The organism is Allobosea sp. NPDC055332 (genome assembly GCF_053645455.1).
The window spans coordinates 783354-805739 of record NZ_JBSHMO010000001.1 but is presented as its reverse complement, the minus strand read 5'-3'; the positions used below and the strand labels follow the sequence as shown (position 1 = coordinate 805739).

The following is a 22386-nucleotide window of genomic DNA, read 5'->3' as shown; positions in this document are numbered from 1 at the left end:
ACGGCCGAGGTTCAGTTGGCGAAGCGGAAATGCAGCACGTCGCCATCGGCGACGACGTATTCCTTGCCTTCGAGGCGGAACTTGCCGGCCTCGCGCGCGCCGCTCTCGCCCTTGTTGGCGACATAGTCGTCATAGGCGATCGTCTCGGCGCGGATATAGCCCTTCTCGAAATCGGTATGGATCACGCCGGCGGCGGCAGGCCCCTTGGTGCCCTTCTCGATCGTCCAGGCGCGGGCTTCCTTGGGGCCGACGGTGAAATAGGTGACGAGGTTGAGCAGCGCGTAGCCGGCACGGATCACGCGGTTGAGGCCGGGCTCGTCGAGGCCGACGGCTTCGAGATAGTCCTTCTGGTCGGCGGCCGGCAGCACCGCGATCTCGCTCTCGATCTTGGCCGAGACGACGACGGCGACCGCGCCTTCCTCGGCTGCGCGCGCCTTGACCTGCTCCGAGAAGCCATTGCCCTTGTCGGCGCTGGCTTCCTCGACATTGCAGACATAGAGCACGGGCTTGGAAGAGAGCAGGCCGAGCATCTCGAACGCCTTGCGCTCGTCGGCTGCGACCTGGACCAGGCGGGCCGGCTTGCCCTCGCGCAGCAGCACGAGGCAGCGGTTCATCAGGTCGGCCGCTTCCTTGGCCTCCTTGTCGCCGGACTTGGCCTTCTTCTCCAGCGGCAGAACGCGCTTCTCGAGGCTTTCGAGATCGGCGAGCATCAATTCGGTCTCGATCGTCTCGATATCGGCGATCGGGGCGATCTTGCCCTCGACATGGGTGATGTCGCTGTCCTCGAAGCAGCGCACGACATGGGCGATGGCGTCGCATTCGCGGATATTGGCGAGGAACTGGTTGCCGAGACCCTCGCCCTTGGAGGCTCCGCGCACCAGGCCGGCGATGTCGACGAAGGTCAGCCGGGTCGGGATGATCTCCTTCGAGCCGGCGATCGCTGCGAGCGCCTCAAGCCGCTCGTCGGGGACTGCGACGTCGCCGACATTCGGCTCGATCGTGCAGAACGGGTAGTTGGCCGCCTGCGCCGCCGCCGTCTGCGTCAGCGCGTTGAAGAGGGTCGACTTGCCGACATTCGGCAGGCCGACGATACCGCATTTGAAGCCCATGCTGCCCGTCCAGTGCATCGCGGCGGGTTTCGTCGCCGCGGAAAAAGCGTTTTCGGTTCTCCCGGGCCTTATTGGGTGCAGAGCAGCAAAAGACAAGATGGCGGGCGCGAGCCCGGCTCACGCGAACGTGCATGGCGGCGCGATTGCCGAGCGCGCACGAGTGGAGCGCTACAGAAATGACCGGCTATCGGAGCTGCTCCATGCGCCTCGCCTCGCTCGCCCTGATCGGCTGCGTCATGCTTTCCGCGGCCAGCGCACAGGGGCAGGCACTCCAGACCCGCGTGCGCGGCACGGTCGAGCGTCTCGAGGGCCAGTCGCTCACGGTCAAGACGCAGGAAGGCACGACGACGGTCGCGCTTGCGCCCAATTATTCGGTTGGCGCCGTGGTCAAGGCTTCGATGGCCGATATCAGGAAGGGCAGCTTCATCGGCGTCGGCGCCCGCCCACAGGCCGGGGGCGGGCTGACGGCCGTGCAGGTCTTCATCTTTCCCGAGGCGATGCGCGGCACCGGCGAGGGCCACAGGCCCTGGGCCGTCCTGCCGGATTCGACGATGACCAATGCGACCGTGGCCGAGACGGTCTCGCGCGTCGACGGCAGCAGCGTCACGCTGACCTATCCGGGCGGCGAGCAGACGATCGCGATCACGCCCGAGGCCAACATCATCATGGCCGCGCCGGCGCAGGCGGCCGATCTCGCTGCCGGTGTACAGGTGGCGCTGACCGCCAGCCGGCAGGCCGACGGCAGCCTGTCGAGCGCCCGGGTGACGATCGCCAAGGCGGGTGCCCAGCTCCCGCTCTGAGAGGAAGCCCTAATCCGTCGCCTTCTCGCCAAGGCGCTTCACGGCGCCATGGCCGCGCGCTTCCATGAACAAGTGGATCTTGTTCTGGAAGCCGGCATCGTCATGGGCCGCGAGCTGGGCGGCATTGTCGGCGCAGGCGGTGCAGAGATCCTCGACCCAGGGTTCCTCGGCCTTGCCGAAGTCGTTGAGCACATAGGGATGGACCAGCGCCTTGTCGCCGGGATGGCCGATGCCCATCCGGACGCGGCGGTAGTCGTTGCCGATCGCCGCGGTGGTCGAGCGCAGGCCGTTGTGGCCGGCATTGCCGCCGCCGAGCTTCACGCGCAGCTTGGCCGGGGGCAGATCGAGCTCGTCATGGAAGACGACGACGTCGGCCGGCGCGACCTTGAAGAAGCGCGCGGCCTCGCCGATCGCGCGGCCGGACTCGTTCATATAGGTCTGCGGCATCAGCAGCAGCACTTTCTCGCCGCCGATCGTCGCTTCGCAGGCATAAGCCTGGAAACGGGCGCGCCAGGGCGCGGCGCGGGCTGCGCGAGCGATCGCCTCGACCGCCATGAAGCCGATATTATGGCGATTGCGGGCATAGCGTTGGCCGGGATTGCCGAGGCCGGCGAAGATCAGCATCGTTCGGTTCCGCACCGGTTGTCATAGCAAAACGGCCGGGCATGCCCGGCCGTCTGTAAGCGTAGTCCGCGGGGAGCGCCAGGCTTCAGGCCTTGGCGGCTTCCGCTTCGCCCTCGGCGGCGGCAGGCTCTTCGGCCTCGACCGTCGGCGGGATGATCGTGACCAGGGTCCGGTCCTTGGTCGAGGTCAGGCTGACGCCGGCCGGCAGCTTGAGCGCGTCGACGTGCAGCGTGTCACCGACGGCGAGGCCGGCGACCGAGACCTCGATGAACTCGGGAATGCTCTCGGGGGCGACTTCGATCTCGAGCGAGTGCTCGACGATCTGGAGGGCGCCGCCGCTCTTCAGGCCCGGCGACTGCTCCTGGCCGACAACGTGCAGCGGCACTTCGACCTTGATGGTCTGGCCGGCAGCGATGCGCAGGAAGTCGACGTGGATCGGGAAATCCTTGACCGGGTCGAGCTGGTAGTCGCGCGGGATGGCGCGCGTCTTCTTGCCGTCGACATCGATCTCGAACAGCGTGGTCAGGAAGTGACCAGCATAGATCATCTGGCGGGTCTTGTTGGCATCGAGCGCGATGGCGACGGGCGCTTCGCCCGCACCATAGATCACGGCGGGAGTGAGGCCCTGGCGACGAACTTCCCGGGCGGCCCCCTTGCCGACCTGGGCGCGCGCCGAAGCCTGAATCTGCTTCACGGCGGTCATGTGTCTGATCCTTAGTTCTTTAAAAGACATGGCCGCCAGCGGGCGGCCATTGCGGTTCGCGTCCCTGCCTCCAAGGGTGTCAGTGGGACGCGAGCAGGCTCATAGGCGAAATTGCCGGCAATCTCAAGCCCGCAGGCGGATATCAGGCGGCCGTGGCGGCAGGGCGTGGCCGCGAGCCGGATGCCGGCCGGCTGAAGCTGCCGACGAAGACGGGGACCGCCTCCGCCGGCATCGGCCGGGAATAGAGATAACCCTGGCCAAGCCGGCAGCCCATCCCGGCCAGGCGCCGCGCCTGGCCTTCGCTCTCGATACCCTCGGCCACGATCCGCATGCCGAGCCGGCTGGCGACGCCGATGAGGGCCTCGACGATGGCGCCGCTCCGCGTTCCGCCTTCGATGCCACCGACGAAGGAACGGTCGATCTTGATCGCGTCGACGGGGAAGTCGAGCAAGTGGGTGAGCGAGGCGAAGCCGGTGCCGAAATCGTCGAGCGCGACCTGGATGCCACGCTCGCGCAGGGCTTGCATGGTGCGGGCGACGCCATCGCGACGTCCGCCCATGATCACCTGTTCGGTGATCTCGACGACGAGATGCTCGAGCGGCACCTGCGCCCGATCGAAAGCCCTGACGATGCGCTGGACGAGATCGCCCTTCTGGAAATCGGCCGAAGTGACGTTGAGACCGATATGGTGGATTGGCAGGCCTTCGCGCAGCCACCGCGCCATGTCGGTCGCGATCGCCGCCAGCATCTGGCCGGAGATGCGATAGGCGAGCTTGGGATCGTGCAGAGCATCCTGGAACTCGCCGGCCGCCACGACGCGACCATCGTCGAGACGCAACCGTGCCAACGCCTCCATGCCCCGGATCTCGCCGGTGTCGAGCCGGATGACCGGTTGATAATAGGGCACCAGATGGCCGGCGCTCAAAGCGTCATCGACGGCGCGGATCGTCTGGATACGGCGGGTCATCGAGGTCCGCAGGCCGCCTTTGAAGCGGACGTAACCGCCGCGCCGCGTTTCCTTGGCGTGATAGAGGGCGAAATCGGCATTCTGGCGCAGGGTGACGCTGTCGGCGCCGTCTTCGCCGGCGATGGCCCCGCCGATGGTGACGCTCGGGACGATGGTCGTGCCCTCGCAGTCGATCGGCACCTGCATCGCGGCGAGGATGGCGCTGGCGGCGCCGCGCAATTGCCCGGCCTTGTCGCAACCGGGCAGCAGGATGGCGAATTCGTCGCCGCCGATCCTGAATGCGGTTCCGTGCGGCGCCGTCCCGGCCAGCCGCGAGCCGACGGCCTCGATCAGCAAGTCGCCGACGGCATGGCCCATGGTGTCGTTGACCGCCTTGAGGTGATCGATGTCGATCAGCATCAATCCGAAGCCGGCCCGCGATCGGCTGGTCGTCTGGGCGATCGCCTCATTGAAGCGGGCTCGGTTCGGCAGACCGGTCAGCGTATCGAAATAGGCGAGGCGGTGGTTGCGGGCGCTCACCTCCTCATGCTCGATCGCGATGGCGCACAGATGCACGCAGGTCTCGACGATCCGGCGCTCGAAGGGCGTGGCGCCGCGTGGTTCGCGGTAATAGAAGGCGAAGCTGCCGACGATGCGCCCGTCGCGCGCTGCGATCGGGCTCGACCAGCAGGCGCGCAGGCCGAGCGGCAGCACGAGTTCGCGGTAGCCTTCCCAATGCGGATCGGTCGCGATGTCGGTCACCTCGACCGGGCTCTTGCGATAGATCGCCGTGCCGCAGGAGCCGACGCGCGGGCCGATCGGCGTGCCGTTGACGGCCGCGCCATAGCTGGGCGGCAAGCTCGGCGCCGCGATTGGACGCAACCGGAAATCGTCGTCGATGGCGACGACCGAACAGATCACGCCGGGGGCGAGAGCTTCGACGCGCTCGCAAAGCGCAGTCATGATCGCAGCGAGTTCCTCGCCCCGCGCGATCGATTCCAGGGTCGCGTTTTGCAGGGATTGCAGACGCTCGACGGAATCGTGACGACGCATTGGGGCACTCGGCGGGATGAAGGCAGCCAATATGCCGCAGGGGCGTGAAACCGCCGTTTCCCGCTTAGGTCGAATTGTTGGCTTTAACCCTCTTCAGGCGGGTAAGAGGCCGAGCCGTTCGTCGCGCCGACGCAGCAGATGCATCAAGGGCAGCGCCAGCAGCACCATCCAGGCCTTGCCGATGATCTGCCCGGCCAGGAAGTCGAGGCTGCCGAAGGCGAGCCAGAGGAAGACGAGGCTGTCGACGACAAGGCCGAGCACGCTCGAGGCGGCGACGGCGGCGACGAAATTGCGCTTCTGCAGCGGGGTATAGACCGCGAAATCCGCCATCTCGGAAAGCAGGAAGGCTGTGGTCGAGGCCAGGACGATGGCCGGCGGCGCCAGCATTGCGGAGATCAGCGTGCCGATCGCAATCGCACCGAGGCCCGCAAGCGGGCCAAGCCGGCGCTGGACGATGTCGCGCAGGACGAGCGCGAGCCCGACCATCAACACGCCGCTCGGCGCCTTGATACCTGGCGCGACCGGGACGAGGCAGGGGCCATTGGGCACGCAGACCGTGCCGGCATTGCCGATCAGCCAATTGGCGAGCGGGATCGTCAGGGTGAAGAGGGCGAGGGCGATGAGCCCCTCGATCTGGCGCTGCCGATCAATCGTCATGGTCTGGTCCGCTGTCGTCGGGCTCGGCCTCATAGGCCGCAAAGCCCCTGGCTCGCAAGTCGCAGGCAGGGCAATGGCCGCAGCCATAGCCCCAAGGATGCCGCTTGGTTCGGTCGCCGAGATAGCAGCTGTGGCTCTCCTCGACCACCAGATCGAGCAGGGCGTCGCCGCCCAGCTCCTTCGCCAGGGCGAAGGTCTGCGCCTTGTCGCGCCACATCAGCGGCGTGTGCAGCACGAGCCGGCGGTCGAGGCCGAGGCCGAGCGCGACCTGCATCGCCTTGATCGTGTCGTCGCGGCAGTCGGGATAGCCGGAATAATCGGTCTCGCAGACACCGAGCACGATGTGCTTGCAGTCGCGGCGATAGGCCAATGCTGCGGCGAAGGTCAGGAAGATCAGGTTGCGGCCGGGGACGAAGGTCGTCGGCAGGCCGGTCTCGGCGAAGGCGATCTCGCTCTCGCTGGTGAGCGCGGTGTCCGAGATCGCGCCAAGCGTCCTGAGATCGAGAAAGTGATCCGGCCCGAGCCCTTTTGCGTAGATCGGCGACAGATCGGGCAGCTTGGCCCGGATCGTCTCGCGGCACTCCAGCTCAACACGATGACGCTGGCCGTAGTCGAAGCCGACCGTCTCGACGGCAGCGAAGCGCTTGAGCGCCCAAGCCAAAGCGACGGTGGAATCCTGGCCGCCGGAGAAGAGGACGAGGGCCCGGTCCGCGCCGGCCGTCATGGCCGCCATCGCGCTGCGCTCCGTCAATCGAACAGGCTGGAGACGCTCGACTCGCTGGCGGTGCGCTCGATCGCCTCGCCCATCAGTCCGGCGATCGAGATGACGCGGATGTTGCGCGCCACCTTCACCGCCTCTGTCGGCATGATCGAATCGGTGATCACCAGCTCTTTGAGCTTGGAGGAGGCGATGCGGGCGACCGCCCCGCCGGAGAGCACGCCATGGGTGATGTAGGCGTAGACCTCCTTGGCGCCCTGCTCGAGCAGGGCCTCGGCGGCGTTCACCAGCGTGCCGCCGGAATCGACGATGTCGTCGAGCAGGATGCAGGAGCGGCCCTCGACCGTGCCGATGATGTTCATCACCTCGGACTCGCCCGGCCGATCGCGACGCTTGTCAACGATGGCGAGCTGGGCGTCGATCCGCTTGGCCAAAGCGCGGGCGCGCACCACGCCGCCGACGTCGGGCGAGACGACCATGGCGTTTTTCCAGTCGAGCCTGTCCTTGATGTCGCGCGCCATCAGCGGGGCGCCGAACAGGTTGTCGGTCGGGATGTCGAAGAAGCCCTGGATCTGGCCGGCATGCAGGTCGAGCGTCAGCACGCGGTCGACGCCGGCATGGGCGATCAGGTTGGCGACCAGCTTGGCCGAGATCGGGGTGCGGCCAGAGGCGCGCCGATCCTGCCGGGCATAACCGAAATAGGGGATCACCGCCGTGATGCGCCTGGCCGAGGAGCGGCGCAGCGCGTCGGTGATGATCAGCAGCTCCATCAGGTGGTCGTTCGTCGGGAACGAGGTCGACTGGATGACGAAGACGTCCTGGCCGCGGACATTCTCCTGGATCTCGACGAAGATCTCCATATCGGCGAAGCGCCGGACCTGAGCCCGGGCCAGCGGTACGTCGAGATGACTGCAGATGGCTTCGGCGAGGGGGCGGTTCGAATTGCCGGCGACGACTTTGAAGGAAGAGGGCATGCCGGGGCGCACCAGAAACGCAGAAAAAGGCGAACCGTCCGAGCGGGGGCGGCCCAGTTTCGAAGCGCTCATAACAGCGTGATGACGCCGAGTCGACAAAAGAGGCGCGGCGTCCCCATGCAAATGCTGCACTGCACCGCGGCGTGCTGCACGTTTACCGGGAAGCCGTAGGACGCTCTTGCCGGAACTGCGCGGGCGCGGTGATCTCAGCGCTTCTTGTCGGGACTCGCCTGGGCGGTGCGGGTCTTGTCCTTGGCGTCGGCCTTGGGTTCCGGCACCGGCGCCGTGGTCAGGAAGCTCGCGATCGCATCGGCCGATTCGGATGCGGCCTTGGCGACGATGGTCTGGTCGATGCCGGCCCAGGGATCGGCGCCGCCGCCACGCTTGCCGAGGCTCTCGCCCTGGACGCGCTGGGCGCGCTTCTTGCTCTCGTCATAGACGTCCCAGACGAAGGCGAGGGCGGTCTGGCCGTCTTCGGTCGGCTGCGCGGTGAGATAGCCGCGCACCCGGAATCGGGCCGGCTTGTCGCCGGGGACGATTTCCATCTTGCGCTCGGCGGCGGCCTCGCCGAGCAGGCCGGCGAAATGCGCCGTCACCTGGTCCGGCGCGCCGGAAATGCTCTGGACCGAGACCGGAACGCCCGGCGCATCGACGCGCGGCCGCGCGGCGGTGGTGGTGGTTTCCTGGCAGCCTGCGAGCGCAAGCGCAGCGAGCGGCCCCAGAACGAGGCCGTTAAAACGTACCGACATGACGCCTCCCGCCCATTGTTTGGGCTCGGATTGCTGGTCTTCCCTGCGGCGACCGTTTTAGGCGCAACGATCGGTCAGGTCCAGATAGGTCAGGCGAGGGGTAGCCGAGCCATGCTGCGCCGCGGCGATTGCGCTGGGGACGCTCCTTCGCCATATCTCCCGGCAAGGCGCATGGGGCGCCCGCCCGGAGAGTTTCGATGGCCAGCACGTCCAACCGTATCCTCGACGACATCGCCCGGCTGGCGACCGATGCCGCGGGTGCGGCCCAGGGCGTGCGCCGCGAGGTCGAGACCGTGGTCAAGACCCAGATCGAGCGGCTGCTGCGCGATCTCGACGTGGTGACCCGCGAGGAATTCGAGGCCGTGCGCGAGATGGCTCTGCTGGCGCGCGAGGAGAACGACAAGCTCGCGGCCCGGCTGGCGGCGCTCGAGGCCAAGTCCGAGTCGAAGTAAGTCCTCGGTCAAGTTTGGCCAGCGGCCAGCCAACACCTTCGTGTTGTGGACAGTCTCCTTGAGGGATTGAGGCCGGCATCGAATCCGCAGAGCTTGCATCGCGTACCGGGTGCCGAAGGGCTCGATCAGAACCACGCAGGTTCTGTTAGGGCTCCGGACTCGCCTGAGCTATCGTCGATGAAGAGAGGTGATTCGTCGGTGGGCTTCGCTCGGAGCCGATCGGTGAAGCGGAGATCGTACAAGTGATCTCCTGGTCGGGTTGCGTGCCTTACGCTTTTCCAGTCGCCGTGTTCCCGTTCTCGAACAGGTCGGACCTGCTCTTTGAGCAAGGAAGCCGGCTGTTGGACCTTGGGCATGATGGACCTTGATCTGGACGCCGATACCGAACGCCCCTCCAATCCCCTCGATCTCGTCGAACGCCTCGCCGCACTGAACGACTGGAGCTTCGATCGCGACAGCGATGACGAGCTTTCGGTCTCCGTCACCGGTGGCTGGGCCGACTATCACGTTGCGATCACCTGGCTTTCCGAGGTCGAATCGCTTCACATCGCCTGCGCCTTCGACCTCAAGGTGCCGGACCGGCGCCGCAGCGAGGTGATGAACCTCGTCAGCCTGGTCAACGAGCAGCTCTGGCTCGGGCATTTCGACCTGTGGAGTCGCGAGAACGTGGTGATGTATCGCCATGCGCTCCTGCTCTCCGGTGGAGCCGAGCCGACCGAGGAGCAGGCCGCCGGGCTGATCAAGGCGGCGATCGACTCCTGCGAGCGCTATTATCAGGCCTTCCAGTTCGTGGTCTGGGCCGGCAAGAACGCCCGCGAGGCGCTCGAAGGCGCGCTGCTGGAGACGGTCGGCGAAGCGTGAGGACGGGCTGGCCCGGGACTTGACCCGGGCCGCGCTTGGCGGTTCAGGTCCGTGCGCAACCGCGCATAGACCGGAGAGACGCCATGTCGAGCCTGCTTCCGCAAACCCTGACGCTTGTCGGCGCCGGCAAGATGGGCGGCGCCATGCTCGAAGGCTGGCTGCGCATCGGCGTGAAGGGCGCGGGGATCACGCTGCTCGACCCGCATATTTCCGACGCGATGCAGGCTCTGGCTGCCGCCGAGGGGATGAGCGTCAATCCGGCCGCGCCGGCACCTGCCGAGGTGGTGGTGCTGGCGACCAAGCCGCAGATGCTCGATACGGCGGCCCCGTCGGTCCAGGCGCTGATCGGGCCGAAGACGCTGCTGATCTCGGTCCTCGCCGGCAAGACGCTCGGCGATCTCTCGGCCCGCCTGCCCAATGCCGGCGCGATCGTGCGCGCCATGCCGAACCTGCCGGCTTCGGTCCGGCGCGGTGTCACCGCTGCTGCGGCGGGGCCCGGGGTCGGCGAGGCGCAGCGGCAATTGGCGGACGCACTGCTCGCCGGCGTCGGCAAGGTCGAATGGCTCTCCGACGAAGGGCTGATCGATGCAGTGACCGCCGTCTCCGGCTCCGGTCCGGCCTATGTCTTCCATATGGTCGAATGCCTGGCTGCCGCCGGGACCGCAGCGGGGCTTCCATCTGATCTGGCCGAGCGGCTGGCGCGAGCGACCGTGGAGGGCGCCGGTGAGATGCTGTTCCAGTCGCCGCTGCCGCCGGCGACATTGCGCCAGAACGTGACCTCGCCGGGCGGCACGACCGCCGCCGCCCTCGAAGTGCTGATGGCGGACAATGGCCTGGCGCCGCTGATGCGACGCGCGGTCGCTGCTGCCAAACGCCGCGCCGAGGAGCTTTCCGGCTGAGGCGGCCTTTCAAGCGCCCCGGTTGCGCCTTAGCTTCTTTTCTATCTGCTCGCGACAGGAGAGAAGCCGATGGCGCGCAAACCCGTTTCCCCCGAGACTGAGAAACCTGCGACGAAGCCCGATCCGCGGCGCGCCGTGGTCGACGCCCTGTTCCGGCTGGCGGCGACGCAGAGCTGGGATGAGATTGAACTGCCGGCGATCGCCCGCGAGGCCGGAATCAGCCTGGCCGAACTCCGCGGGCTCTTCCCCTCCAAGCTCGCGATCCTTGGCGGCCTCGGCCGCATCCTCGACGATGCCGTGCTGGCGGGCAGCTCCGATGACCTGATGGAGGAATCCTACAAGGAGCGCGTCTTCGATCTGGTGATGCGCCGGCTCGATGCGCTGGCACCCTACAAGGCCGGCCTGAAGGCGCTGATGCCGCATCTGCGGCGCCAGCCTTTGGCGCTCGCCGCGCTCGGGCGCAATTCCGTGAACTCCTGGCGCTTCCTGCTCGCATCTGCGGGGATCCCGACCGAAGATGATCTCGGCTCCGTCCGTGTCCGTGGCGCGACGCTGCTGATGGCACGCGTGCTCGACACCTGGCTCGAGGACGACGAGCCGGAGCTGTCGCGCACCATGGCGAAGCTCGATCGCGAGCTGAAGACGGCCGGGCAGATTATGGCGCGTGTCGAGGATGTCCACCGGCTGACGGCACCGTTGCGGGGGCTGGCCCGTTCGCTCTGCTCCGGTGTCAAGCGCACGCCGCGGCGCGAGCGGATGCGCGGCGAGGAGGGCGACGACTACGCGCCGGCCATCTGACTGCAATCTTTGGTTGCGATCAGCAACCGCCGATTGTGGCAAAAAAGTGACACCGTTAAGCAGGCATTAGCCAACGCTTGCGAATGTGAAGAATCACGTTCGCAAGGGGCGACCATGTCGATGCTGAAGAAGCTTACCGGGCTGTCGATCAGCCGTTCATTTGGGCTGGTTGCCGTCCTGGCCGCTGTGGTCACGATTGCGAGCGTTGCTGTCACACTCAACCAGGCCCGGATCGATCTGCTCGATCTGAAGCGGGCCGAGGTGAAGAATGCGGTCGAGGCCGCCGCCTCCACGGTGAACGCCTATGTGGCGAAGGTGGAGAAGGGCGAGCTCAAGGATGCCGACGCCCAGAAGCTGGCGCTCGATGCGATCGCCAATGCCCGCTTCGACGATGGCAATTACTTCTTCGTGATCCGCTATGACGGCACGAACATCGCCCATGCCAATTCGAAGCTCGTCGGCACTGACATGTCGGCGCTCAAGGATCCGACCGGCAAGCTCTTCGTCAAGGAGTTGACCGATACGGCGCGGAACAAGGGCGCTGGCTTTGCCGACTATATGTGGGTGAAGGCCGGCGACAAGGATCCGTCGCTGAAGATCTCCTATGTGGCCGGCGTGCCGAAATGGCAGTGGGCGATCGGCACGGGCATGCATGTCCATGCCGTCGACGTGGCGTTCTACGGCATGGTCAAGGATGTCGCGGTCGTGCTTGTGCCGCTGACGCTGCTGCTGCTCGGGCTCGTCGTCTTCCTGAGCCGCCGCGCCTCGGCGATGCTGCACACCGTCTCCGGCAATATGAGCACGCTCGCCGCCGGCGATCTCAAGGCGCCGATCGCCTATCAGGAGCGCCAGGACGAGGTCGGCAGCATGGCACGCGCGCTTGTCGTCTTCCGCGATGCAGCGCTGATGAAGCAACAGGTCGAGGCCGAGAAGGTCCAGGCCGAGGCCGATGCCGGCGAGCAGCGCCGCGCCGCCGACACGCAGCGCAGCCTCAACGAGGCCCAGCGCAGCGACGAGGCGAAGAAGCAGGCGATCGTCGTCGACGCGCTCGGCGCCGGCCTGGAGCGCCTGACCGAGGGTGATCTGACCTACCGGATCGAGGCGGCGTTCAGCGCCGAATACGTCAAGCTCAAGAACGACTTCAACGCGGCGATGGCGCATCTCGAAGAGACGATGCGTCAGATCGCGACGAACACGGAGAGCATGAAGGCGGGTGCCGGCGAGATCAGCCAGGCGGCCGACGATCTTGCCAGCCGCACCGAGCAGCAAGCCTCGTCGGTCGAGGAGACCGCGACCGCGCTCGACCAGTTGACCGCGACCGTGCGCCAGACCGCCGAGGGCGCGCGCCAGGCCAGCCACGCCACCACCCAGGTCAAGGGCGAGGCCGAGCAGTCCGGCCAGATCGTGCGCGAGGCCGTCGCCGCCATGAGCGGCATCGAGAAATCCTCTGACGAGATCTCGCAGATCGTCGGCGTGATCGACGAGATCGCCTTCCAGACCAATCTGCTGGCGCTCAACGCCTCGGTCGAGGCGGCCCGCGCCGGCGATGCCGGCAAGGGCTTTGCCGTGGTCGCTTCCGAGGTGCGTGCGCTGGCGCAGCGCTCGGCGGATGCGGCCAAGGAGATCAAGGGCCTGATCACCGCTTCCAGCGTCGAGGTCGAGAAGGGTGTCGCGCTGGTCGGCCAGACCGGAACGGCGCTGGAGCGGATGTCGGGCGAGATCACCCGTGCCACCTCGCTGGTCGCCGAGATCGCCTCGGCGGCGCAGGAGCAGGCGACCGGGCTGCAGGAGGTCAACACCGCGGTCAACGAGATGGACCAGGCGACGCAACAGAACGCCGCCATGGCCGAGCAGTCGACCGCCGCCTCGCAGGCCCTGGCGCAAGAGGCCGATCGGCTGGCGGCGCTGGTCGGGCGCTTCCGGCTCGGCGGCGACGTGGTTGCCTTGAAGACGATGGCGGGCAAGATGGCGCAGGTTGCGGCGGCTCCGCCGCGCCCGGCGCGCGCCATGGCGGCCGCGCCTGCCTCGAACCATGGCAGTGCCGCGCGCAAGGTCGCCAATGGCGGCGATCGCGGCTGGGAGGAATTTTGAGCACGCCTACCGAGATCGCTGCGCAGATCGGCTTCGATGATTTCCTCAAGCTCGACATTCGCGTCGGCACCATCGTCGAAGCCGCTCCCTTCCCCGAAGCGCGCAAGCCGGCGATCAAGCTGGTGATCGATTTCGGCGGCACGATCGGCCGCAAGAAATCATCGGCGCAGATCACCAAGCACTATCGGCCCGAGGATCTCCCGGGCCGGCAGGTGCTGGCGGTGGTGAATTTTCCGCCGCGCCAGATCGGCAAGTTCATGTCGGAAGTGCTGACCTTGGGCGTGCCGGATGCCGGCGGCGAGGTCGTGCTGATCGGCCCCTCGCTCGACGTCCCCAAGGGTGGGCGCCTCTACTGAACCTGCATGTCAGGCGGCATGGCCTTGCCGCCAGTTCCCCGTCGCGAGCGTGGTCGGCGCCGGTTCCGGCTCGCTCCAGCGCAAGGGCAGTGCCGCTTTGCGCCGCCAGGCGCGCGCCACCTCGACGTGCAGGAGGCGCCGGGCGCCCTCGAACTCAACGAGTTCCGGCCCGTTCCAGATGATCTCCGCAATGCCCTGCAGCTGCAGTACGTCGCCTCTGGCGAAGTCGACGAAAAGCAGGGATGTTTCCGGCTCGCGCAGCAGGTTGCCGAAGGTGTTGAAATAGCTGTTGCCGGCGAAGTCCGGCACGCTCAGCCGCCCGCCCGCGATCCGGACGAAGCCTGGCCTGCCGCCGCGATGCGACATGTCGAGCCCGGTTTCCGAGCTGCTGGCGATGAAGAGCGTGTCCGACTGCGCGATCAGGGCACTCGCTGCCGTGTCGAGGCCACCGAGTTCTTCGGTCGCAGCCCTGGCGGCAGGCACGGCTTCGTGCTCCCTGACCTGGATGTATTTGGCGCAGTTGCCGAAGCTCTGGCTCACCGCGACCTCCAGCCCGGTCCCGTCGCGCTCGCTCACGAATCCGTTGGCGCGATTGCGCCTTCGGGTGCGCAGATCGAGCCCGAGCAGGCCGACCGGCGCGCCCGCACCCAGTGCGGCATCTGCCGGATCACCTGGAGCGGGCAGGGCGGCGATCGCGAGCGCGTTCGGCGTCGGGCTGGTGACGAAGCCGTCCGGGCCGGTGAGGATCGTCGCGATCGGCTTGCCCTGCGCATCGCGACCGGCGGCGAACAGATAGGGCAGCAGCGCGAAGAAATCGCGGTGCTGGTCCGGCATGAAGTCGCGGATGCCGGCGCCGCGCGTGCTCTCGCCCGCGCGCTCCTGCGCCTCCAGCTCGCCTTCATGGAAGGGCGAGGCGTCCATGGCCGCTAGCCTTTCACAGGGATGGGTGAGGGCGGGATCGCCTTGAAGAAGGGCAGGGCCTCGATGCGCGCCAGCCATGCCCGCACGGCCGGGTAGGGATCGAGCGGGATGCCGCCCTCCGGCGCGTGCGCCACATAGGAGTAGCAGGCGAGGTCGGCGAGCGTCGGGTGCTCGGCGGCGAGAAAGCTGCGGCCGGTGAGATGCTCTTCCATGAAGGGAAGCAGCCGGGCCGCGACCCGCTCTGCCCTCACCGGATCGTCTTCGTAGTTGAACTGCGCGATCATCCGGGCGATCGCCGGGCCGTGCATGACTTCGCCGGCGGCGATAGAGAGCCAACGCTGCACCTGCGCCGCCGCGACCGGCTCCTGCGGCAGCCAGTCGCTCTGCGGCGCGTAGCGCTTCACCAGATAGACCATGATCGCGTTGCTGTCCGCCAAGGTGAGATCGCCGTCCTGCAGCACCGGGATCTGGCCGAGCGAGTTGAGATTGGTCCGGAACGCCTCGCTGCGGCGCACATCCGCTGGGGCAGGAACGAAATCGAAGGCGAGCCCGAGCGCGCGCAGCAGCAATTCGACGCGGTGGGTATGGCCCGAGAGGACGGTGCCGTGGAGCGTGATCTTGGCTTGGGTCATCAGGGCCTCGCGGTGGTGCCAGCCCACTCTGATTGTTTCAGGTAAGCAACGAAAGCTGATAGCCTGGCAAATCAGAATTCCGAACGATGGAATGATCATGGACCGGCTCGACGAGCTCGCCATCTTCGTCGCGATCATCGACACCGGCAGCCTGGCCGGCGCGGCACGCCAGCTCAGGCGCTCGCGCCCGGCCGTGACGCGAGCTCTTGCGGCGCTGGAGGAGCGTGCCGGCGTCAGGCTGATCGCGCGCACCACGCGCCAATTGATGGCGACCGAGGCGGGGCGGGAGCTCGTAGCCTCGGCCCGCAACATCCTCGCCGAATATGATGCGTCGCTCTCCGGCGTGACCGCGGCGCCGATGCGCGGCCTGATCCGGATCACGGCGCCGACGGCCTTCGGCCGTCGCCATGTCACGCCGGTGGTGGCGGAGTTCCTCGACCTGCATCCCGAGATCCAGATCGAGCTGGTGCTGGCCGACCGCAATCTCGACCTGATCGAGGAAGGCCTGCACCTTGCGGTCCGCATCGGCCCGCTGCCGAGCTCGCGGCTGGTCGCCCGCAAGGTCGGCGAGGTCAGGCGCGTGCTGGTTGCCGCTCCGGCCTATCTGGAGCGCCGGGGAACACCTGTCCGGCCGGCCGATCTTGCCGGCCACGACACCATCGTCAGCATCGCCGCCGGCCAGAGCATGCTCTGGCGGTTCGCCGGAGGGGCGCGGAGCGCGACCGTTCAGGTCACGCCGCGCCTGATCGTCAACGAGATCGAGTCGGTGCTGATCGCGACGCGCTCCGGCCGCGGTCTCGCGCGTGCACTGTCCTACCAGGCCGCGCCGGATCTCGAGGTCGGCACATTGGTGCGGGTCATGCGCGAATGGGAGCCGCCGGCATCGCCGGTGCAGCTCGTCGTGCCGAGCGGGCAGCACCTGCAGCCGAAGGTGCGTGCCTTCCTCGATTATGCCGCTGCGCAGTTGCAGCAGCTGCCGGTGATCAGGCCGGAGCGCTGAAGGTCAGCGCAACGAACCGACGAAGCCGGTGATCGCCGAGACGACGGCGCTCTCGCGGCCGATGAAGCCGTGATAGGCGCGGGCCTGGCAGGGGTCGCCGGACGAGGTGCCGCCGTCGATCCAGAGCAGGCGGGCGCGATTGCCGGTCCATTGCTGGAAGGCGACGGCCGAATCCGGCAGCGTCACGCGGCAGCTGTCCTGGCGATGCTGGATGATCAGCATCGGCGGCAGGCTGGCGGGATCGCCCAGCGAGGGCTTGGCGCCGTCGAGCATGGCCGAGGCGAAGACGATGCCGTCTGGCCGGGCCGAAAGCGTGCCGGGAACTTTCAGCGCTCCGCGGCTCATCGCGACGACGACGACGCGCGGCGCGATGGTGCGCATCAGCTCGATCGCCTTGGTCGGCTCTGCGCCGCCGTCGAGCGTGATGCTGGCGATGCCGCTTCTGGCGTAGGCGCCGCGGGTGCGGACGATCCAGTTGGCGCTGCGCTCGACGCTGCCGTCGCTGCCGATGCCGATATAGCCGTCGCCGCCGGTGAGCAGCACGACCCCGGCCTTCGCCTTGCCGGCGGGCTTGTTGAGCAGCGCCTTGCCGCCGCCGAAGAAGCCGCCGAGATCGATCACCTCTTCCGCTGCTGCGAAGCAGGGCGACAGTGCCAATGGCACCGCAAGCAAAAGCCGTCTCATCGTCGCGATCATCTGCTCCCCCTTGCCCCGGCCGGGCCGCATCCCCGATCCATCATGAAAAATCTCGCGCCAGCGCGCCAGCCCATTTGGAGCAGGCGCTCGGGAGTCAGCGAAGTTTCGCGTGCTCGGCCGCCTCTTCGTGGATCCAGCTGCGGAAGGCTGCGATCGCTGGCCGCTGCGCTACGGCTTCGGGGCAGACGACATAGTATTGGTAGGCGCCGGGCAGTTGCTGCGGGAAGGGGCGCACCAGGCGGCCGGCGTCGAGATAGTCGCCGATCAGGGCGCTGGTCGCGAGTGCGATGCCCTGACCCGAGGCCGCGGCCTGCAAGGCGAGGAAGGTGTGCGAGAAGCGTGGGCCGTGCGTCGCGTCGATGTCGCCGGCGCCGGCAAAAGCGAGCCATTGCGGCCAGGTCACGTATTTCGGGATGCCCTCGGCGAGCTCGTGCAACAAGGTATGATGGCGCAGATCGGACGGCTCGCGCAGTGGCCGCTCGGGATCGTTGAGCAGTGCCGCATTGCAGACGGGGAAGAAGGTCTCCGTCATCAGCAGCTCGGAATGCAGGCCGGTATAGGCGCCCTCGCCATAGCGGACGGCGATGTCGACATCCTCGCGCGCGAAATCGGTGAGATGCAGCGACACCGAGACGCGTACCTCGAGCTCGGGGTGGCGCTGCTTGAGCACGCCGAGGCGCGGGATCAGCCAGCTCAGCGCGAAGCTCGGCATGGTGCTGACCGTCAGGATATTGGCCGCGTCCGGCCGCAGCGCCCGGGCGGTGGCCTCGTCGAGCTGGTCGAGCACTTGCGAGATCGAGGCGGCATAGCGCTGGCCGAGGGGCGTCAACGCAACGCCCTTGCTCGGCAGGCGAATGAAGAGCGGGCGCTGGAGCCAGGCTTCCAGCGTCTTGATCTGCTGGCCGACGGCGCTGGCGGTGACGGCGAGTTCGTCGCCCGCCCGTTCGTAGTTGAGATGTCGTGAGGCGGCCTCGAAGGCGCGCAGCGAGGTCAGGGGCGGCAAGTGGCGGCGGGTCATGAGTGGCCAAGTTTTGCTTGGGCTGAGGCAAAGAAGTTCTCATTTGCTTCAGGAGCCCGCAATCCCCAAATTCACATGCAGAAAAGTTGACCAAAGGAGGCCGCCATGTCGGCCAGGACCGCCACAGAAAATCTTTCGCTCTCCGTGACGCCGCATGAGCCGCATGGATTTGCCGGCCTGTTTCTTCGCTTCGAGGATTGGCTCGTGCAGCGGGCAAGCGCCCGGGCGCTCTACCAGATGGACGACCAGGCGCTCTCCGACATCGCCCTGTCGCGCAGCGACGTCGAGCGCGTGAACGACACCGCCCGCAAGGCCCTGTGGCGGCACTGAATCCCTCGGCTTTCGATTTCCGTCATGCCGTCCCGGTCGCGATGCTGCGGCCGGGATATTGGCGTGTGCTGAAGGGCGCAGGCCCGGTCAGACCGGTAGCCTGACCGTCGCCCGCAGGCCGCCCAGCGGCGACTCGCCGAGGATGATGTCGCCGCCATGCGAGCGGGCGATGTTGCGGGCGATGGCGAGGCCGAGGCCCGTGCCGCCGCCATCGACATTGCGGGCTTCGTCGATCCGGAAGAACGGCTTGAACACGTCCTCGCGCAGTTCCGCCGGAATGCCCGGGCCGTCATCGTCGACCATGACGATCAGATAGCGTGCGTCATGCGTGGCGCGGATGGCGATGCGGTCGCCGAAGCGCGCGGCATTCGAGACCAGATTGGTGAGCAGGCGCCGGATCGCGTCCGGCCTGACCACGACCAGCGGGTCGCCGATGACGGCGAGTTCGGTCTGGTGGCCCTGCCGTTCGGCATCGGCCTTGAGTGTCTCCAGCAGAGCGCGGATATCGGTCTCGACCGGGGCCTCGCCGGCATCGCCGCGGGCGAAAGCGAGATAGTCCTCGAGCATGCGGCTCATCTCGTCGACGTCCTTCTCGAGCGCCTCGAGATCGGGCGACTTTTCGAGAAGGGCAAGAGAGAGCTTGAAGCGGGTCAGGATGGTGCGCAGGTCGTGGCTGACGCCATTCAGCATCATCGTGCGCTCGCCGATCGAGCGCTCGACACGGCGCTTCATCTCGATGAAGGCGTTGCCGGCACGGCGGACCTCGCTTGCGCCACGCGGCCGGAAATCAGCGTCGCGGCCCTTGCCGAAGGCTTCGGCGGCATCGGCGAGGCGCAGGATCGGCCTGATCTGGTTGCGCAGGAACAGCACTGCGATGGTCAGCAGGATCAGCGAGGTGCCGATCATCCAGAGCAGGAAGATGTGACTGTTCGAGGCATAGGCCTGGCTGCGCCGGGTCAGCACCCGCATCACATCCTTGCCGAGCTTGATGCGGATCTCGATCAGGCTGGAGCGGCCGACCGTATCGAGCCAGAAGGGGCGCTTGACCTGCTGGGCGAGCTCGGCCGAGAGCGCGCTGTCGAGCAGCGAGAAGAAGGGGCGGGGGCCGGGCGCAGGCAGATCGGTATCGGGCAGGATCTCGACATCCATGCCGAGCCGCTCCTCGGCGATGCGGCCGAGGATGGTCGCCTGGTCGTCCTGCGGGTAGCTCTCATAGACGTCGATCAGCGTCGCGATCTCGGAGGAGACCGCCGAGGAGAGCCGCTGCGTCACCGTCTGCCAGTGCCGCTCCATGAAGACATAGGCGATGACCGATTGCAGCAGCACGACCGGTGCGATGACGATGACGAGGGCGCGCGGATAGAGCCCCTTGGGCATGATCCGCGCGATCGGGCGCAGCGACCGGTCCGGCAGGCGTCGCAGCGGGCTGCATACGGCCGAGAGGGCTGCGGCGCTTCGGTTCCAGGCGATACGCAGCCTCGTCAGCGTCCTCGCGGCGAGCGGGACCAGACGACGCCTGAGCGAAGCGTCAGCCATGCCGGTCAGGCCCTGTCGACGACAAGGCGGTAGCCGATGCCGCGGACAGTCTGGAGATAGAGCGGGTCGGCCGGATCGCGCTCGATCTTGCGGCGCAAACGGTTGATCTGCACGTCGATGGTGCGGTCGTTGGCGGCCGAGCCCTGGGCGGCGAGCTGCTCGCGCGGGACATGCTCGCCGGCGCGCTCGGCCAGAGCGGTCAGGATCTCGCGCTCGCGCTCGGTCAGGCGGATCGATTCCTCGCCCTGGCGCAATTCGCCGCGGGCGAGGCCGTAGACGAAGGGGCCGAAGCGGACATAATCCGGCCGCATCGGTGCCGCGGGCGCCTCCGGCTGGGCATTGCGCTTCAGGACGTTGCCGAGGCGCAGGAGCAGTTCACGCGGCTCGAACGGCTTGGCGAGATAGTCGTCGACGCCGATCTCCAGGCCGTTGATGCGGTCGTTCGACTCGGCGCGGGCAGTCAGCATCAGGATCGGCACCTGCGAATTCTGGCGCAGGCGGCGGGCGAAGTCGAAGCCGTTCTCGCCCGGCATCATCACGTCGAGCACCATGGCGTCGAAGACGAGACGGCCGAGGCGGGCATCGGCATCGGCGGCATTGGCGGCGGTGGTGACGCGGTAACCATGGTCGCCGAGGAAGCGCGCCAGGAGGTCGCGCAGGCGGCGGTCGTCATCGACCACCAGGATATGCGGGGCCTCGTCGGGCACTGGCTTGAGCACGCTGGCCGCCATCTCGGCTCCTTTTTCGCCGTGGGCGCGGCTGAACGCACCGCTTCCTCGCGCAGGATAGCACAGCCAATTCGGGTGCTGGCCCGGGCTCGGCCAAGTCTGAGATAACATTGTCTAACGTTCTGCAACGCTTTCGGTGGCGTTGCGCCTCAGCGCGATCCGGCGAGCAGGTCCTGCACCTTCTTGCGCTCGGACGGGTCGATCAGGCCTGCGAGGTAGCGAGCGACGATCTCGCCCGCCTCGGGCCCGACCAAGGCGAGCGCGCCGTTGATGCGCTTGGCCTGCAATTGCGCCAGCCTGACGGCGAGCTCACGGCCGGCGGTGGTGGCGTAGAGATTGCGCTGGCGCTTGTCCTGCGTGCCGGTGCGCGACTCGACGAAGCCGGTCTCGACCAGTTCCTTCAGCACGCGGTTGAGGCTCTGCTTGGTGATCTGCAGGATGTCGAGCAATTCGGCGATGGTCAGCCCCGGCTGGCGCTGGACGAAATGCAGCACGCGGTGGTGGGCGCGGCCGAAGCCGTAATCGGCGAGGATGCGGTCGGGGTCGCCGACGAAGTCGCGATAGGCGAAGAAGAAGAGCTCGATCAGCTCGTAGGGCACCGTGGCGCGCGGCTCCTCCACGGTGGCAGGCGCTGGATGCAATACAGGTGTGCTCACCGTCACGCTCATTTTTTATGTCAGCCTTGTTGACATATCTCAGACGTAAGATTACCGGTCAAGCACGCGGGGCGACCGATTATGTCGCAAGTGCCGGTTCCGGCGCAGCATAGATACCGCGCTTGCACGCCCTTTCGGCCTGTGGCGGAGTGCCTGCAAGAAAAGCACCTGGAGGACTGTATCATGTCTGTCATTCCTTTCGACCAGCGCGACGGCGTCATCTGGTTCGACGGCAAGCTCGTGCCGTGGAAGGAGGCCAAGGTGCACGTACTCACCCATGGCCTGCACTATGGTTCCTGCGTCTTCGAGGGCGAACGCTCCTATGACGGCGTGATCTACAAGTGCACCGAGCATTCGCAGCGCTTCCACAAGTCGGCCGAGATCATGGATTTCACGATCCCGTATTCGGTCGCCGAGATCGATGCCGCCAAGTATCTCTGCCTGAAGGAGAACGGCCTGAAGGACGCCTACCTGCGTCCGGTCGCCTGGCGCGGCTCGGAGATGATGGCCGTCTCGGGCATGAACAACACCATCCACACTGCGATCGCGGTGTGGGAGTGGCCGAGCATGTTCGACATGGCGCAGAAGCTGAAGGGCGTGCGCCTCGACCTCGCCGAGTATCGGCGGCCGGATCCGGCCTGCGCGCCGGTCCACGCCAAGGCGGCGGGGCTCTACATGATCTGCTCGCTGTCCAAGCACAAGGCGGAGCGCGCCGGCTATGCCGATGCGATGATGCTCGACTGGGAAGGCAATGTCGCCGAATGCACCGGCGCCAACATCTTCTTCATCAAGGACGGGGTGGTCCACACCCCGCTGGCCGACCGCTTCCTGAACGGCATCACCCGCCAGTCGGTGGTCGATCTCTGCCGGAAGCGCGGCTTCGAGGTGGTCGAGCGCCGCATCCGCCCGGAGGAGCTCGAGGGCTTCAACGAGTGCTTCATCACCGGCTCGGCCGCCGAGGTGACGCTGGTCTCGGAGATCGGTCCTTACAAGTTCGTCACCGGCAATATGGGCAAGGTGATCATGGAGGACTATTCGGACGAGGTCCGGCAGAAGTCCAAGGCCGCGGCCTGAACAGC

General features: G+C 67.2%; 25 protein-coding genes. 10 read left to right on the top strand and 15 right to left on the bottom strand.

What is annotated here, in order from left to right; all coding sequences use genetic code 11:
• Window positions 1–11: 11 nt before the first annotated feature.
• The gene (ychF, locus tag ACWIGM_RS04150; protein ID WP_454025439.1) at window positions 12–1109 is read right to left on the bottom strand and encodes a redox-regulated ATPase YchF; all 1098 of its coding nucleotides are present in this window, start codon (window positions 1107–1109) and stop codon (window positions 12–14) included.
• Window positions 1110–1309: 200 nt separating this feature from the next.
• Here ychF and ACWIGM_RS04145 point away from each other — a divergent pair, with 200 nt between their 5' ends.
• Window positions 1310–1909, top strand: a complete 600-nt coding sequence (locus tag ACWIGM_RS04145) for a hypothetical protein (protein ID WP_454024656.1) — start codon at window positions 1310–1312, stop codon at window positions 1907–1909.
• Between the two features lie 9 nt (window positions 1910–1918).
• On the opposite strand, the gene pth is transcribed toward ACWIGM_RS04145, so the two are convergent.
• From pth to ACWIGM_RS04110, 7 genes are all read right to left on the bottom strand, one after another.
• A complete protein-coding gene (gene pth, locus ACWIGM_RS04140; protein WP_454024655.1) occupies window positions 1919–2533 on the bottom strand; it encodes an aminoacyl-tRNA hydrolase in 615 nt (204 codons plus the stop codon).
• Window positions 2534–2618: 85 nt separating this feature from the next.
• On the bottom strand, window positions 2619–3236 hold the full coding sequence (locus ACWIGM_RS04135) for a 50S ribosomal protein L25/general stress protein Ctc (RefSeq protein ID WP_454024654.1): 618 nt from the start codon (window positions 3234–3236) through the stop codon (window positions 2619–2621).
• Window positions 3237–3378: 142 nt separating this feature from the next.
• Window positions 3379–5235: a putative bifunctional diguanylate cyclase/phosphodiesterase gene (locus ACWIGM_RS04130; RefSeq protein ID WP_454024653.1), complete on the bottom strand. Its 1857-nt coding sequence runs from the start codon at window positions 5233–5235 to the stop codon at window positions 3379–3381.
• Window positions 5236–5328: 93 nt separating this feature from the next.
• Window positions 5329–5892, bottom strand: coding sequence for a VUT family protein (locus tag ACWIGM_RS04125; RefSeq protein WP_454024652.1), 564 nt, complete (start codon window positions 5890–5892; stop codon window positions 5329–5331).
• Window positions 5882–6625 (bottom strand): 7-cyano-7-deazaguanine synthase QueC, encoded by a 744-nt coding sequence (gene queC, locus ACWIGM_RS04120; RefSeq protein WP_454024651.1) that lies wholly within the window; start codon window positions 6623–6625, stop codon window positions 5882–5884. Before queC ends, ACWIGM_RS04125 begins: the two co-directional genes overlap by 11 nt.
• Window positions 6626–6639: 14 nt before the next feature.
• Entirely contained in the window at window positions 6640–7584 is a 945-nt protein-coding gene (locus tag ACWIGM_RS04115) for a ribose-phosphate pyrophosphokinase (protein ID WP_454024650.1), read from the bottom strand.
• Window positions 7585–7790: 206 nt separating this feature from the next.
• The gene (locus ACWIGM_RS04110) at window positions 7791–8333 is read right to left on the bottom strand and encodes a hypothetical protein (RefSeq protein WP_454024649.1); all 543 of its coding nucleotides are present in this window, start codon (window positions 8331–8333) and stop codon (window positions 7791–7793) included.
• A 197-nt stretch (window positions 8334–8530) separates the two neighbouring features.
• Here ACWIGM_RS04110 and ACWIGM_RS04105 point away from each other — a divergent pair, with 197 nt between their 5' ends.
• The 6 genes from ACWIGM_RS04105 (at window position 8531) to ACWIGM_RS04080 (ending at window position 13790) form a co-directional block, all read left to right on the top strand.
• A complete protein-coding gene (locus ACWIGM_RS04105; protein WP_454024648.1) occupies window positions 8531–8785 on the top strand; it encodes an accessory factor UbiK family protein in 255 nt (84 codons plus the stop codon).
• Window positions 8786–9139: 354 nt separating this feature from the next.
• On the top strand, window positions 9140–9646 hold the full coding sequence (locus ACWIGM_RS04100) for a type III secretion system chaperone family protein (protein ID WP_454024647.1): 507 nt from the start codon (window positions 9140–9142) through the stop codon (window positions 9644–9646).
• Between the two features lie 83 nt (window positions 9647–9729).
• Window positions 9730–10545, top strand: a complete 816-nt coding sequence (proC, locus tag ACWIGM_RS04095; RefSeq protein ID WP_454024646.1) for a pyrroline-5-carboxylate reductase — start codon at window positions 9730–9732, stop codon at window positions 10543–10545.
• A gap of 69 nt (window positions 10546–10614) precedes the next feature.
• On the top strand, window positions 10615–11343 hold the full coding sequence (locus tag ACWIGM_RS04090) for a TetR/AcrR family transcriptional regulator (protein WP_454024645.1): 729 nt from the start codon (window positions 10615–10617) through the stop codon (window positions 11341–11343).
• 120 nt (window positions 11344–11463) lie between these two features.
• Window positions 11464–13434 (top strand): methyl-accepting chemotaxis protein, encoded by a 1971-nt coding sequence (locus ACWIGM_RS04085; protein ID WP_454024644.1) that lies wholly within the window; start codon window positions 11464–11466, stop codon window positions 13432–13434.
• Window positions 13431–13790 carry a tRNA-binding protein gene (locus ACWIGM_RS04080; RefSeq protein ID WP_454024643.1) on the top strand — a complete coding sequence of 120 codons (360 nt, stop codon included), beginning with the start codon at window positions 13431–13433 and terminating at the stop codon, window positions 13788–13790. The genes ACWIGM_RS04085 and ACWIGM_RS04080 overlap by 4 nt, the downstream gene beginning before the upstream one ends.
• A gap of 9 nt (window positions 13791–13799) precedes the next feature.
• Here the strand turns inward: ACWIGM_RS04080 and ACWIGM_RS04075 are convergent, their stop codons facing one another.
• Window positions 13800–14711, bottom strand: coding sequence for a pyridoxamine 5'-phosphate oxidase family protein (locus tag ACWIGM_RS04075; protein WP_454024642.1), 912 nt, complete (start codon window positions 14709–14711; stop codon window positions 13800–13802).
• A gap of 5 nt (window positions 14712–14716) precedes the next feature.
• The gene (locus ACWIGM_RS04070) at window positions 14717–15343 is read right to left on the bottom strand and encodes a glutathione S-transferase (RefSeq protein ID WP_454024641.1); all 627 of its coding nucleotides are present in this window, start codon (window positions 15341–15343) and stop codon (window positions 14717–14719) included.
• Window positions 15344–15440: 97 nt separating this feature from the next.
• On the opposite strand from ACWIGM_RS04070, the gene ACWIGM_RS04065 reads away from it, so the two are divergent.
• On the top strand, window positions 15441–16343 hold the full coding sequence (locus ACWIGM_RS04065) for a LysR family transcriptional regulator (protein ID WP_454024640.1): 903 nt from the start codon (window positions 15441–15443) through the stop codon (window positions 16341–16343).
• Window positions 16344–16346: 3 nt separating this feature from the next.
• On the opposite strand, the gene ACWIGM_RS04060 is transcribed toward ACWIGM_RS04065, so the two are convergent.
• Complete coding sequence (locus ACWIGM_RS04060; RefSeq protein WP_454024639.1) at window positions 16347–17027, bottom strand: alpha/beta hydrolase; 681 nt, start codon at window positions 17025–17027, stop codon at window positions 16347–16349.
• 106 nt (window positions 17028–17133) lie between these two features.
• Window positions 17134–18057, bottom strand: coding sequence for a transcriptional regulator GcvA (gcvA, locus tag ACWIGM_RS04055; RefSeq protein WP_454024638.1), 924 nt, complete (start codon window positions 18055–18057; stop codon window positions 17134–17136).
• Between the two features lie 105 nt (window positions 18058–18162).
• Between gcvA and ACWIGM_RS04050 the strand changes: the two genes are divergently transcribed.
• Window positions 18163–18387: a DUF1127 domain-containing protein gene (locus ACWIGM_RS04050; RefSeq protein ID WP_454024637.1), complete on the top strand. Its 225-nt coding sequence runs from the start codon at window positions 18163–18165 to the stop codon at window positions 18385–18387.
• Between the two features lie 87 nt (window positions 18388–18474).
• Here the strand turns inward: ACWIGM_RS04050 and ACWIGM_RS04045 are convergent, their stop codons facing one another.
• The 3 genes from ACWIGM_RS04045 to ACWIGM_RS04035 all read right to left on the bottom strand — a co-directional run bounded on the left by ACWIGM_RS04045 (window position 18475) and on the right by ACWIGM_RS04035 (window position 21319).
• Window positions 18475–19923, bottom strand: a complete 1449-nt coding sequence (locus ACWIGM_RS04045; protein ID WP_454024636.1) for an ATP-binding protein — start codon at window positions 19921–19923, stop codon at window positions 18475–18477.
• A gap of 5 nt (window positions 19924–19928) precedes the next feature.
• Complete coding sequence (locus ACWIGM_RS04040) at window positions 19929–20654, bottom strand: response regulator (protein ID WP_454024635.1); 726 nt, start codon at window positions 20652–20654, stop codon at window positions 19929–19931.
• A gap of 146 nt (window positions 20655–20800) precedes the next feature.
• Window positions 20801–21319 carry a MarR family winged helix-turn-helix transcriptional regulator gene (locus ACWIGM_RS04035; protein WP_454024634.1) on the bottom strand — a complete coding sequence of 173 codons (519 nt, stop codon included), beginning with the start codon at window positions 21317–21319 and terminating at the stop codon, window positions 20801–20803.
• Window positions 21320–21490: 171 nt separating this feature from the next.
• On the opposite strand from ACWIGM_RS04035, the gene ACWIGM_RS04030 reads away from it, so the two are divergent.
• The gene (locus tag ACWIGM_RS04030; protein ID WP_454024633.1) at window positions 21491–22381 is read left to right on the top strand and encodes a branched-chain amino acid aminotransferase; all 891 of its coding nucleotides are present in this window, start codon (window positions 21491–21493) and stop codon (window positions 22379–22381) included.
• Window positions 22382–22386 lie beyond the last annotated feature (5 nt).